Consider the following 11,673-nt stretch of genomic DNA (forward strand, 5'->3'; position numbering starts at 1 on the left):
GGGACCCCTTGATCCCGCGCGTGGGCCTTTCGATTGCGCTGCTGACCGTCTCCGATACGCGGACCCTGGCCGAGGATCGCTCTGGCGATGCCCTGCAGCAGCGGCTGGAGGCGGCGGGCCATGTTCTGCAGGAGCGTCGCCTGGTGCCGGACAACCGCTACCGCATCCGCGCCGAACTCAGCCGTTGGATCGCCGATGAGGCGGTGCAGGTGGTGATCACCAGTGGCGGGACCGGTTTGACCGGGCGGGACGGGACTCCGGAGGCCGTGGAGCCCTTGCTCGATAAACGCATTGAGGGGTTTGGCGAGCTCTTTCGGGTGCTGTCGTTTGAAACCATCGGCACCAGCAGTCTCCAGAGCCGCTGTTTGGCGGGTGTGGCTAATGGCACGGTCGTGTTTGTTCTGCCGGGTTCCCTGGATGCGGTGGAAACGGCTTGGGATCGCCTGATCTCCGCTCAGTTGGATGCGGCGACCCGTCCGTGCAACTTGGTGCAGTTGCTGCCGCGCCTGACCGAGGCCCCATGACTGCGCTGGAGCCCGGGCTGCTCTTAGCCCTGGGGCTCATCGCCTTTTTGTATGCCTGCGTTGGCCATGCGGGCGCCTCTGGCTACATCGCCAGCCTGGCCCTCTTCGCCGTGCCGCTGGAGTGGATTCGGCCGATGGCTTTGGTGATGAATCTGGTGGTGGCGAGCCTGGCCAGTTGGCGTTTTTACCGCGATGGCCACCTGCCGGTTGTCGTCCAGCGCCGTTTCCTGCTGCCCCTGCTCTCCTGTTCGATTCCCGCGGCGCTGCTGGGTGGGAGTTGGCAGCTCCCGAGCGATGGCTTGAGCCTGTTCTTGGCCGTGGTGTTGCTCTTTTCGGCCCTGCGGCTTTGGCGGCCGAAGGCGGGGCCTGGGGCGGCGGCCTTGGCCCTGCCTCCACTCCCATGGGTCTTGTTCACCGGAGCCCTGCTGGGTCTGTTGGCTGGTTTGAGTGGAACCGGGGGAGGGATCTTCTTGACTCCCCTCGTGCTGCTGGCGGGTTGGCTTCCCATCCGTCTGGCGGCCGGAGTCTCAGCGGCCTTTATCTGGTGCAACTCCCTGGCGGGTTTCAGTGGTTGGCTGCTGAGCTACGGCACTTCTGCTTTGCCACCCATGCCAGTTCTGCTGGCCCCGTTGCCCCTGGTGGCCTTGGCAGGAGCGTTGGGGAGCTGGTGCGGCAGCCGGCGGTTTCAAGAGGTCTGGATTCGTCGATTGCTGGCGTTGGTGCTGCTGTTGGCCAGCCTCAAGTTGTCGGGTCTGTTGGCTTGGTTTTAGCCCCCCAGATAGGCCATCTCCGCTTTGGGCTGCGCCAGGCGCGAGGCACGTTCTTCGCTGTAGCGATCTCGGCGGTGGCTCCAGAGCTGGCCGATCGCTTGGCGAAGGCTTTCCGGGGTCTGTAGCCAAGGCTTGAGGTCTTGGCCCTGCGAGGCAAACAGGCAGGTGTAGGCCATGCCATTGGCTGTGACCCGTAGCCGGTTGCAGTCGCCGCAGAACGGTTGCGTGATGGAGGCCACGACGGCAACGGCCCCGCGGCCATCCCGGTAACGCCAGCGGCTGGCGGTGCCATGGGTAGGGCGTCCCAGGGGCTCCAGGGGCCATCGGCTGCCCAGGCGCTCGATCATTTCGGCAGCGGGCACGACCTGCTCGGGGGACCAGCCGTTGCGGTTGCCCACATCCATGGTTTCGATCAGCCGCAACTCCAGGCCCTGGTCGCGGGCGAGGGCGGCGAGAGGTAGCAATTGATCGTCGTTGCGTCCCCGCTGGATCACGCTGTTGAGCTTCAGCGCGCCAACGGCGGGATCAAATCCAGCGGCCTTGGCCGCGGCGATGGCCGCCAAGACCTGCTGCAGGAGCTGTGCTCCCTGGTGCGGCCGGCCGCTCATCTCCCCGACACGCTCAGGCGCGACGGCATCAAGGCTGATGGTGATGCGCTGCAACCCTGCTCGCCGCAGCCGCTGGGCTCGCTCAGGGCTGAGCAGCAGGCCATTGGTCGTTAAAGCGGTGTCGCTCAAGTCCCGCAGGGGGCTGTTGGTGTGCCTTCGCGCGAGGCCGATGGCCTCCAGTAATTCCTCCAGATCAGGTGTCAGCAGCGGTTCCCCACCGGTTAGGCGCAGGCTGCTGACCCCCAGGCTGCAGGCCGCTTCGATCACCCGCAGACGCTGCTCCGTTGTCAGTCGGTCTGGTGCTTCTTCCCCGTCCGGTTGGCAGTAGGGGCAAGCCAAGTTGCAGCGCGCTGTCAAAGAGAGCCGCAGGACCCCAAGGGGACGCTGGAGTTGATCGGTGGCCGGTCCTGGGCTCATGGCATCAGCCTGGCGCGCTCCGCAGGCGTGTTCGCATTGAGGAGTTGTTGGGCAGGAAGCACCACAGCTTGATGGGGGATGGTGGCGAGCCACCCCTGCCAGCGCCGCTCCCCCGCCTCTAGCGCCTGGGCGAGGGTGCTGCGCTGCTTGGCTCCACCCGGGTAGATCCCCAGCAGGGGCTGCAGCTGTTGGCCGTCATGGGCCACCGCAGCCTGGCCTGGCGCGAGCTCCCACTGGGTGATCAGCGACTCCAGCGTCTCTTGGCTCAGGCGGGGCATGTCCACCGGAGCGATCAGCACAGCGCTGTCGCCTGTGCTGGAAAGCACCTGTGCAAGGGCCCTGAGGGGGCCTTGGGCAGGCGGGGGCTCCAGGGTGAGGTGGACCCGCTCGAGCCCGGCCACCAATGCCGCATGGCTTGGGTGTTGGCTGCAAACCGCGACCGATTCACAGACTCGACTGAGGAGCTCCGCAGTGCGTGAAAGCCAGCTCCCGCCATCGGGGTGGGGGAGTGCTGCCTTGTCTTGGCCCATGCGCCGGCTCGCACCGCCGCAGAGCACGGCGCCATGGATCCGCACTGGAGTCATGCCTGCACGATGTAGCGCTGGGAACCGCTCTTAATGTCGCTGTTGCTACCAAACAAATCCCTGGGCCTTGTTGCTCGGACAGGTGATAAGCCTGGTTGATTGCATTGATTAGCCCGCGTCCGGTCCGGGGCCTGGATTGATCTTTGGTAGCTGTCGTTACCCGTTGGGGTGGCTCTCGGGTGGTCCAATTCCGTCAGCGCTTGATGCGCGATTCCCCCGGTCGCTGCTTTTTGAAGGCCTGGGCTTACTCCACTGTCCCTGTCCTCCATGCTTGGCGATCTTTGGTCGCTCCAGGGGAGATATCGCACTCTTCATCTCACCTGGTTCGCCTTCTTCCTGACGTTTGTCGTCTGGTTCAACCTGGCTCCACTGGCTACAACGGTTAAGGCTGATCTTGGCCTCGACCTTGGTCAAATCCGTACCGTTGCGATCTGCAACGTTGCCCTCACAATTCCTGCTCGCGTGCTCATCGGCATGCTGCTGGATAAGTTCGGTCCCCGTAAGACCTACTCGGCGATTCTTGTCTTCTCGGTGATCCCCTGCCTGCTGTTTGCATCAGCGCAGGACTTCAATCAGCTGGTGGTTGCTCGCCTGCTGCTCTCCATCGTTGGTGCCGGCTTTGTGATCGGTATCCGCATGGTGGCCGAATGGTTCCCGCCCAAGGAAATCGGCCTGGCGGAAGGGATCTACGGCGGTTGGGGCAACTTTGGCTCGGCCTTCTCTGCGCTGACTCTTGTCGCCCTGGCTGGCTTCCTGTCCTTCTCAGGTGGCTTCGAGCTGCCCACCGGCGCAATCTTGAATTGGCGTGGTGCGATTGCTCTGACCGGCATTATTTCGGCCGTCTATGGGGTGATCTACTTCTTTAGCGTCACTGATACTCCCCCCGGTAAGGCCTACCAAAAGCCGGCCAAGTCTGCTGGTCTTGAGGTGACTTCCATGCGGGATTTCTGGGGCCTGCTGGGCATGAATGTTCCCTTTGCGGCCATTCTCTGCGTGCTCTGCTGGCGCCTGCAAAAAGTTGGCTTCCTGAACGCCGGCACCTATCCCCTGGCGCTCCTGGCAGTTCTGGTTTGGTTCGGCTTCCAGACCTGGGGCATTATTCGCACCAACCGCGATCTGATCAACGGCGTTAGGCAATATCCCAAGGAAGATCGCTACGAGTTCAAGCAGGTCGCCATTCTGGAGCTCACCTACATCGTGAACTTCGGATCTGAGTTGGCGGTTGTCTCCATGCTGCCGACCTTCTTTGAGACCACGTTTGATCTGCCGAAGGCAACAGCCGGCATCCTGGCGTCCTGTTTTGCCTTTGTGAACTTGGTGGCTCGTCCCGGTGGCGGTCTGATTTCCGACAAGCTCGGCAGCCGCAAAAACACCATGGCCTTCCTGACCGGCGGCTTGGGCATTGGTTACTTGATCATGAGCATGATCAAGCCCGGCGCGTTCTCCGGCTCCCTGGGCATCACCGTCGCGGTGTTGATCACGATGCTGGCCTCGTTCTTCGTTCAGGCCGGTGAAGGTGCGACCTTCGCGATGGTGCCGCTGGTCAAGAAGCGTGTGACGGGGCAGATCGCAGGTCTTGTGGGCGCCTACGGCAACGTTGGTGCGGTTGCTTACCTGACGATCTTCAGCCTGCTGCCGATGTGGATGGGTGGTGGCAAAGATCCCTCTGCGGAGATCATTGCCTCCTCCAACAGCGCCTTCTTCCAAATCCTCGGTACTGCGGGATTGATCGTCGCTTTCCTCTGCTTCTTCTTCCTGAAAGAGCCCAAGGGCTCCTTCGCTGAAGAGCATGCGGACGAGAAGGCTCTCGTCAACGCCTAATCCTCCCCGTCGCTGGGGTTCTCAGGGGGCGGCCATCACGAGCCGCCCCTTTTTCTTTCGACCTTGTTTCGTTCCTGGTCATGGCCCAGTCCGCTTCCGGCAACGTGCGTAGCCAATGCCCCTATTGCGGTGTTGGTTGTGGGCTTGAGCTGATTCCGCCGGCTTTGCCCGGTCAGGCGGTCAAGCGCGACGCCGAGGGCAATCCGATCTGGACCGCGCGGGGCGATCGCCAGCACCCCTCAAGCCTGGGCCAGGTCTGCATCAAGGGTGCGACTGTCGGCGAGACCTTGGACCGTGGGCGTCTCCGGGAGCCGCTCTATCGCTCCAGCCTGGACGACCCGTTTCAACCCATCCGGTGGGAGCAGGCCATGGACCTGCTGGTGGGCCGGATCCGCAGCACCTTGGCCACCAAGGGGGCTGACGCCATTGCCATGTACGGCTCTGGCCAGTTCCACACCGAGGACTATTACCTGGCCCAGAAGTTGTTGAAGGGTGCGTTGGGCACCAACAACTTCGATGCCAATTCCCGGCTTTGCATGAGCTCCGCGGTGGCGGGCTATACCCGCAGCCTCGGCTCCGATGGCCCCCCTGCCTGTTACGAGGATCTGGACCACTGCTCGGTGGCTTTCCTGATTGGAACCAACACCGCGGAGTGCCACCCGGTCCTGTTCCAGCGTCTGTTGAAGCGCAAAAAACGCAATCCAGGCAGCGTCACGATCGTGGTGGTCGATCCCCGCTCAACGGACACCGCCAAGGCCGCTGACATTCATCTGCCCATCGCCCCGGGCACTGATCTGGCGCTCCTCCACGGTCTGGCCCATCTGGTGCTGCGGGAGAACGGTCAAGACCCGGCGTTCATCGACGACCACACCGAGAACTACGACGCTTTTTTTGATGTCGCGGCCCGTTGGACGCCCCGAAAGGTCGCCCGCTTTTGCAACATCCCTGAAAAACGGCTGCGGGAGGTGGCGGAGCTGTTTCACCGGCGTGAGCGGGTCCTCAGTCTCTGGTCGATGGGGGTCAATCAGCGGCGCGAGGGCACCGCGGTGGTCGGCGGCCTGATCAACCTTCACCTGCTCACCGGTCAGATCGGCAAAGAGGGAGCGGGACCCTTTTCATTGACGGGGCAGCCCAACGCCATGGGTGGCCGGGAGGCCGGGGGCCTGTCCCATCTGTTGCCGGGGTACCGCCTGGTGACCAACGCCGAACACCGTCAGGAGGTTGAGCAGGCCTGGGGACTCCCCGCCGGCAGCATCGCGGCGACGCCGGGCTTGGCGGCCTGGCAGCAGGTGGAGGCCATGGAGCGCGGCGAGCTGGATCTCTGGTGGGTGGCCGCCACGAATCCCCTGGTGAGCCTGCCGGACCTCGATCGCGTCAAAGCTGCGATGCGGCGCTGCCCTCTGGTGGTGGTGAGCGATGCCTACGCCGACACGGAAACGGCTCACTACGCCCACCTGGTCTTGCCGGCGGCCCAGTGGAGCGAGAAGGCCGGTGCGATGACCAATTCCGAGCGCAGGGTCACCTATTGCCCGGCCTATCGCCCTCGCCACGGCGAGAGCCGGCCCGACTGGGAGGTGTTCGCGGAGGTGGGTCGGCGCCTGGGCTTTGAGGAGCAGTTCAGCTACGACTCCGCGGCTGAGGTGTACGCGGAATTCAGTCAGCTCACGGCCGGGCGTCTCTGTGATGTCTCTGGCTTGAGTCATGCCCTGTTGGAGGAGGCCGGCCCCCAGCAGTGGCCCTTCCCGGCGGGCAGTTCAGCCACCACCGAGGCCAAGCGGCTCTACAGCGACCATCAATTCGCGACACCCTCGGGACGTGCTCGCTTCTGCATCGACCAACCCCTGGGATTAGCGGAACCTCCCTGCGAGACCTATCCACTGGTGCTCACCGTGGGCCGGTATCTCGGTCAATGGCACACCATGACCCGCACGGGAAAGGTCGATCGGCTGCAGACCATGCATCCCGAACCGCTGCTTGAGATTCACCCCCAAGATGCCCTTGAGCTCAAGCTGCGGGATGGGGAGTTGGCGGCTGTGAGTTCACGCCGCGGACATATCACCGCCAACGTCAAAGTCACCGATCGCATCCGCCGGGGGTCGGTGTTTCTTCCGATGCATTGGGGGTTTACCCAGGAGAAGGCCTGCGAGGCCAATACCTTGATGCACGATCAGGCCTGCCCCGTCTCCAAGCAGCCTGAACTCAAGGCCTGCGCGGTCATCGTTGCCCCGGCGGTGTCGGTGGTCAAACCGGTGGAGCAGGAGGCGGGGCGCCTGGAGGCCCTGCGGCGCTGGTTCAGCCCAGCACTTCGCTAAAGGCGGCCTCCAAGTTGTGGTGGTCATGCCCTGGCCTGGCCAGCTTGCACAGGGCAAACCGCTCTAATTCGTTGAGCGCGACCCATTGCTCTGTTTGCAGGGGGATGCCGCGGAGTTGCGCGGCCTCGATCAAGACCTCGGGAATCTGCTGCGGGTTTTGCCAGGGCTCGCCGCTGGCGATCGGCAGCGTTTTGGCCTGACCGTCGGCCATGGCCTCCGTGCGACTCAAGAGGTGCTCCCCCAGTTGCTCAAGCGCGTCTTGGGTGTCGAGCCAGTCGACAAGTGTTTGCCGCTCGTCTTGGTTGAGGGCGAGCCAATGGTTGAGCTTGAGCTTGATGCCGCAGAGGTCCAGCTTGCGGCGCACGCAGAGGGGAATGCAGCGCCAGTTGCCGATGAAATCGCTTTCAAAGTCAAAGCAATGGCTTGCTGAGGGGGCCTCAGTTGTCACGGCCAGACGTCGTTCTGGTAGTGATTTTGACGCTTCTGAGGATTGCTTGCTCCCGGCGGATGGGTTTGGTGTCAACGGCGGCCAAATCGGTGCGTTGGTCTCTTCAAACTCCCTTCAATTCTTCCGTTCACCATGCGTTTGGCCGTTGCTCTTGGGGTTCTGCTGGGCAGTTCCCACGGCTGGGTGAGCAGCGATCGACTTCTGGCAGGCGCGGCCGCCTGGTCCATGGCGCCGGCAGCGTCCACAACGTTTTGGACCGGTTCGGCTGGCGAGGGTTGGCTGACGTCTCCATAGTGGATGGGTTAAATCCCCCATGCCGTCATGGCAACCAAAACTGGAGTTGCGGTTCAGGGCCGCCATCCCCTGACGATCGCCACAGGTTTCATTGGAGCCTTTGTTGTCGCCTCCTTGGGCGTCCAACTCATCCGTAGTGCCTCCATCTCGGCTTCCGCTCCCGCGTCGGTGCAGCCCGTGATTGCTGGCCAAGCGGCGATGTGGCAGGTGCTGGGCGAGCGCTGATTGGTTGCTCTCAGCCCATCTCCTGGCGCAGACGCTGGAGGTGGGCCATCACCACCCCCGAGCTCAGAAGATCCCGGCAGCGCTCGAGGCCGTCGGTGAGGTTCGCCTCCAGTCCGGCCTGCCAGAGGTAGGTGCCGGCATTCCAGATCAAGGCGGTCGCCAGTTCCCCTTGCCCGCCGAGGGCGGCGGCCGCTTGGTTCCCCCAGGTCTCCAGCCCGTCCCAAAGCGGGTCGGCTCCGTAGCAACCGTTGTCGCGGGGGTGGAGAATCTGGCGCCCGTCCTCCTCTCGGGTTGGACGACCCGTCACGCAGGCCCGACTGATCGGCAGATCGGTGCTTCCCTCGAGGCCTTTGACGGTCAGCACGTTGGTTTCCCCCGCTAAGTCCAGTGCCTTCCAGGCCCGCGCTTCGGTTGGCGGGTGGACAAAGCCACTGACCAGCAGGTGCTCGCCCTGGTGCGCAGTCCAGAGCAACTCGAGGCTGGCCAGCGGTGGCCGCTTGCCGAGATCCTCGCGGTAAGGGATCAGGGTTTCGGCATCCGGGAGGTGGTCCGGTTGATGGACCAACGCCAGATTGCAAGCGTTGAGCTTGGCCTGGACCCACTCGACGCTTCGGCCGGCGAGCTGCAGGCCCAAGCAGGCGAACAGCTCCTGGGCCGTGATCCCGTATTTCACGGGGATGCGGCCGGCCCCTTGCAGCACCACGGGGAGTCCGGCACTCGAGAGCACCAGGGCGGTGAGGGGGTAGATCGGAGCGGTGCGTGTGCGCCCGTCAAAGGGCATGCCGAAGCTGATGGCTGGCTTGCCGGTTGTCAGCTGCGGGCCCCGCTTTCGGTACACATCCAGCATCCCGGTGAGCTCCTGAGGTTCAGGCCGGCGGATGCGGTGGGCGATCAGGAAGGCGCCGATTTGGGCCGGGCTAGCGGCCCCATCGAGCATCAGTTCGAGGGCGTGGGCGGCTTCTTCGCGCGTCAGTCCACTACTGGTGTGCTCGCCACTGCCGACTTTTCGGAGATAGGCCTTGAACAGCTCACGGCCATTCGGTGGGCCGTCGGTTGGGGGAGCGGCGTAGGTCAAGCCGACAGAAGAGCTTGTTCTCACTGGATTCTCCGTGCCGACAAGGCCCGATCTGGTAGCAGCCGCTACCAAGTTGTTTCAGGCTCGGTAACAAAGGCTGCGAAGTTGATCCCCATCTGCAGCGAATCTGACATGCGAGCAGAACGCAGATTGCGCTTCATTCTGTTCACTCCTCTCATCAATTCTGGCCTGTCTCCATGACGGTTACTCCTGTTTCAATGCCCTCGTTGGCAGCTCCCTCTCCCGCCACAATCACGGCGACGTTGATGGCGGCGAAGAAGGCCAAAGGGCTGAGCTTCGCTGATCTGGAGGCCGCCCTGGGTCGCGATGAAGTGTGGATCGCTTCGCTGTTCTACTGCCAGTCCACCGCTTCGGCTGAAGAAGCCCAAAAGCTGGCTGAACTGCTCAGTCTTGACCATGCCATTACTGAGGCACTGCAGTCGTTCCCGACCAAGGGCGGTCTGGATCCTGTGATCCCGACTGATCCGCTGATCTATCGCTTCTACGAGATCATGCAGGTGTACGGAATGCCCCTGAAGGACGTGATCCAAGAGAAGTTTGGTGATGGCATTATGAGCGCCATTGATTTCACCTTGGATGTGGACAAAGTTGAAGACCCTGCTGGTAACCGAGTGAAGGTCACCATGTGCGGCAAGTTCCTTCCTTATAAGAAATGGTGAGCTTCGGCTCCCAACGCAAAAGCCCACCAACGGTGGGCTTTTTTTGTGGCGAATTGTAGAAATGAATAGTTATGCCAAGGCCTGCTCGACCAGGGCTTGATGCCTGACCTGAGCCTTGAGTTGACGCCGCAGCGGCTCTTCTAAGGCTGTGCCAGCCAATTCGCCTCGAAGCTCCAGCAGCTGCTGGCAGCATTCCAGGCTGCCGATGCAACCGAGGGCCTGGAGTGCCGCTTCAGCGACGCGGGGCAGAGCTTCGGTGCTGATGCAGCCGCGAATGGCAGCTAAGACGCTGGGCTCGTTGCGCCGTTGCAGCAGCTTGATCGTGGCAATCACCACATCGGCGCGAAAGTCCTGCAGCAGAGGCGTCGTCAGGCGTAGGACCTCCTCGGCCGTCAGGCTGCGATTGCGGAAGGTCAGCAGGCTGAGGCCTGCCAGGCGATGGCTCTGGCCAGGTGCGCTCAGCGCTGATTCGATGATCCTGAAATCGATCAGATTGCCCCAGCAGCCGAGGGCTTCGAGCACATCGGGCTCCAGGGGTCCGGCCTCTGGCAGCCAGGTAAGGAGCTGAGTGCAGGCCTGGGGGTGATGACAGATTCCCAGGGCGCGAATGAGGGGCAGAGAAATGCCCTGCGATTGGCAGAGGGGAAGGATCAAGGCAATGGCCTCGGGTCCGGCCATCCCCAGCCGCTCAGCCAGGCTGAGGGCAAGGGTGGGATCGGAGACCCGAGGCAGCAGAGCGCTCAGTTCTTCAGGGGTGAGGGGCTGCCGCCGCCAGCGTCCGAGCCGCTCGCTCAGAGCAGCTTCCTCATGGGGCTGAAGAAGGTCAGAGGCAGGGGCGACAGCGAGTCCCATTGATCAGCGAGCCCCCAGCTCGGCGGCCAGTTCCCGCTCCAGCTTGTCGTCGTGCTCACTGGGGAGAACGTTGGGCATCTTGGTGCGGTGGGTGCTGTAGAAGAGCATCCCGATGAAGACCATCCCGCCCACGATGTTGCCGAGGGTGACGGGGATGAAGTTCCAGACGATCACCTTGCCGAAGGACACACCGGAGCCCAGCAGGGGGCCGGCGGTATGCAGGAACTGGTTCACCACGATGTGCTCCATGCCCATCGTTTGGAAGGCCGTGATCGGCAGCCAGCAGGCCAGCAGCTTGCCGGGAACGCTCTTGCTCACCAGGGCCATGGTCACGCCCAGGCAGACCAGCCAGTTGGCGACCATGCCCCGCAGGAAGGCGAGGAAGAAGCCAGTGCTGCCAAGGGCTTCGTACTTGGTGACCACATTCAGCTTGTTGAGCTTGATGATCGTGGCGGCCACAACCTGCCAGCCCTTACCGCCGTCGGCAGCGGCCAGGGGCTCAACGGTGCCGGCGCTGGTCAGGCTGGCCCACATGATCAGGGCAACAACGGCGGTGCCGATGAAGTTGCCAATCCAGACCCAGGCCCAGTTGCGGAAGGTGGCGCTCCAGCTCGCCTTGCCGGCCCAGACGCTCATGGGCAGCAGGGCGAAGTTGCCGGTGACCAGCTCCATGCCGAAGAGGACGATGCTGGCGAAGCCGAAGGGGAAGAGCAGCGAGCCCAGGAAGGGCATCTTGCTCTGGGCGGCCACGGTCAGGGCCAGGATCACGGCGAGACCGAGGATGGCTCCGGAATAGAAACCGCGGATCAGCAGGTTCTTGACGCTGACGGTTGCTTTTTTGCCGCCGGCAGCAATCATGCCGTCGACTAATTCGTTGGGTAGGACATAGTCCATCTGTGAAGCTGTCGCGCTCATGTTTTGCTCTGCAAGTGATGTGTGAGGAAGGGAATTAACCGCTAATGCGGTTCATCAAGCGAGAAATGAAGTCTTGGCTGCCTTGGGGCCTGTTGACGGCAGCTTTGTCAGTGCCACTGCTGCTCAGCCAATTCACAAACCGAGAGAA

12 protein-coding genes are annotated in these 11,673 nt (G+C 63.1%); 6 read left to right on the forward strand and 6 right to left on the reverse strand.

The genetic code is table 11. The features are described from left to right. The first annotated feature begins 20 nt into the window (after nt 1-20). Nucleotides 21-524 (forward strand): molybdenum cofactor biosynthesis protein B, encoded by a 504-nt coding sequence (gene moaB / locus LY254_RS08755; RefSeq protein ID WP_247476685.1) that lies wholly within the window; start codon nt 21-23, stop codon nt 522-524. Beyond that, nucleotides 521-1,294, forward strand: a complete 774-nt coding sequence (locus tag LY254_RS08760) for a sulfite exporter TauE/SafE family protein (protein ID WP_247476686.1) — start codon at nt 521-523, stop codon at nt 1,292-1,294. Before moaB ends, LY254_RS08760 begins: the two co-directional genes overlap by 4 nt. Here LY254_RS08760 and LY254_RS08765 read toward each other — a convergent pair. Together LY254_RS08765 and LY254_RS08770 are read right to left on the reverse strand one after the other, a co-directional pair. Then, entirely contained in the window at nt 1,291-2,319 is a 1,029-nt protein-coding gene (locus tag LY254_RS08765; protein ID WP_247476687.1) for a GTP 3',8-cyclase MoaA, read from the reverse strand. The genes LY254_RS08760 and LY254_RS08765 overlap by 4 nt on opposite strands. After that, nucleotides 2,316-2,903, reverse strand: a complete 588-nt coding sequence (locus LY254_RS08770) for a molybdenum cofactor guanylyltransferase (RefSeq protein WP_029626049.1) — start codon at nt 2,901-2,903, stop codon at nt 2,316-2,318. The genes LY254_RS08765 and LY254_RS08770 overlap by 4 nt, the downstream gene beginning before the upstream one ends. Before the next feature lie 267 nt (nt 2,904-3,170). Between LY254_RS08770 and LY254_RS08775 the strand changes: the two genes are divergently transcribed. Together LY254_RS08775 and LY254_RS08780 are read left to right on the forward strand one after the other, a co-directional pair. After that, on the forward strand, nt 3,171-4,724 hold the full coding sequence (locus LY254_RS08775) for a NarK family nitrate/nitrite MFS transporter (RefSeq protein WP_247476688.1): 1,554 nt from the start codon (nt 3,171-3,173) through the stop codon (nt 4,722-4,724). Nucleotides 4,725-4,804: 80 nt separating this feature from the next. Next, the gene (locus LY254_RS08780) at nt 4,805-7,036 is read left to right on the forward strand and encodes a molybdopterin oxidoreductase family protein (protein ID WP_247476689.1); all 2,232 of its coding nucleotides are present in this window, start codon (nt 4,805-4,807) and stop codon (nt 7,034-7,036) included. On the opposite strand, the gene LY254_RS08785 is transcribed toward LY254_RS08780, so the two are convergent. Continuing rightward, on the reverse strand, nt 7,017-7,484 hold the full coding sequence (locus LY254_RS08785) for a nitrate reductase associated protein (RefSeq protein ID WP_247476690.1): 468 nt from the start codon (nt 7,482-7,484) through the stop codon (nt 7,017-7,019). The two genes, LY254_RS08780 and LY254_RS08785, sit on opposite strands and share 20 nt — an antisense overlap. 321 nt (nt 7,485-7,805) lie before the next feature. Here LY254_RS08785 and LY254_RS08790 point away from each other — a divergent pair, with 321 nt between their 5' ends. Beyond that, nucleotides 7,806-8,003, forward strand: coding sequence for a hypothetical protein (locus tag LY254_RS08790; protein WP_247476691.1), 198 nt, complete (start codon nt 7,806-7,808; stop codon nt 8,001-8,003). A 10-nt stretch (nt 8,004-8,013) separates the two neighbouring features. Here the strand turns inward: LY254_RS08790 and LY254_RS08795 are convergent, their stop codons facing one another. Further along, nucleotides 8,014-9,078, reverse strand: coding sequence for an anthranilate phosphoribosyltransferase family protein (locus tag LY254_RS08795; protein WP_247476692.1), 1,065 nt, complete (start codon nt 9,076-9,078; stop codon nt 8,014-8,016). A gap of 227 nt (nt 9,079-9,305) precedes the next feature. Between LY254_RS08795 and cynS the strand changes: the two genes are divergently transcribed. Further along, nucleotides 9,306-9,758, forward strand: a complete 453-nt coding sequence (gene cynS, locus LY254_RS08800) for a cyanase (RefSeq protein ID WP_369791648.1) — start codon at nt 9,306-9,308, stop codon at nt 9,756-9,758. Nucleotides 9,759-9,827: 69 nt separating this feature from the next. Here the strand turns inward: cynS and LY254_RS08805 are convergent, their stop codons facing one another. Beyond that, nucleotides 9,828-10,610, reverse strand: coding sequence for a hypothetical protein (locus LY254_RS08805; RefSeq protein ID WP_247476694.1), 783 nt, complete (start codon nt 10,608-10,610; stop codon nt 9,828-9,830). Nucleotides 10,611-10,613: 3 nt separating this feature from the next. Continuing rightward, nucleotides 10,614-11,504: a formate/nitrite transporter family protein gene (locus LY254_RS08810; RefSeq protein ID WP_010313770.1), complete on the reverse strand. Its 891-nt coding sequence runs from the start codon at nt 11,502-11,504 to the stop codon at nt 10,614-10,616. Nucleotides 11,505-11,673: the final 169 nt, after the last annotated feature.

Origin of the sequence: Synechococcus sp. NB0720_010 (assembly GCF_023078835.1) — a bacterium.
Lineage (GTDB): Bacteria > Cyanobacteriota > Cyanobacteriia > PCC-6307 > Cyanobiaceae > Vulcanococcus.

Bases quoted from the DNA above. Each gene is read 5' to 3' on its own strand.
- LY254_RS08775 (WP_247476688.1), top strand. From the start codon at position 3,171: ATGCTTGGCGATCTTTGGTCGCTCCAGGGGAGATATCGCACTCTTCAT.
- LY254_RS08810 (WP_010313770.1), bottom strand. From the start codon at position 11,504: ATGGACTATGTCCTACCCAACGAATTAGTCGACGGCATGATTGCTGCC.
- LY254_RS08790 (WP_247476691.1), top strand. From the start codon at position 7,806: ATGGCAACCAAAACTGGAGTTGCGGTTCAGGGCCGCCATCCCCTGACG.
- LY254_RS08805 (WP_247476694.1), bottom strand. From the start codon at position 10,610: ATGGGACTCGCTGTCGCCCCTGCCTCTGACCTTCTTCAGCCCCATGAG.
- LY254_RS08760 (WP_247476686.1), top strand. From the start codon at position 521: ATGACTGCGCTGGAGCCCGGGCTGCTCTTAGCCCTGGGGCTCATCGCC.
- LY254_RS08770 (WP_029626049.1), bottom strand. From the start codon at position 2,903: ATGACTCCAGTGCGGATCCATGGCGCCGTGCTCTGCGGCGGTGCGAGC.
- LY254_RS08765 (WP_247476687.1), bottom strand. From the start codon at position 2,319: ATGAGCCCAGGACCGGCCACCGATCAACTCCAGCGTCCCCTTGGGGTC.
- LY254_RS08780 (WP_247476689.1), top strand. From the start codon at position 4,805: ATGGCCCAGTCCGCTTCCGGCAACGTGCGTAGCCAATGCCCCTATTGC.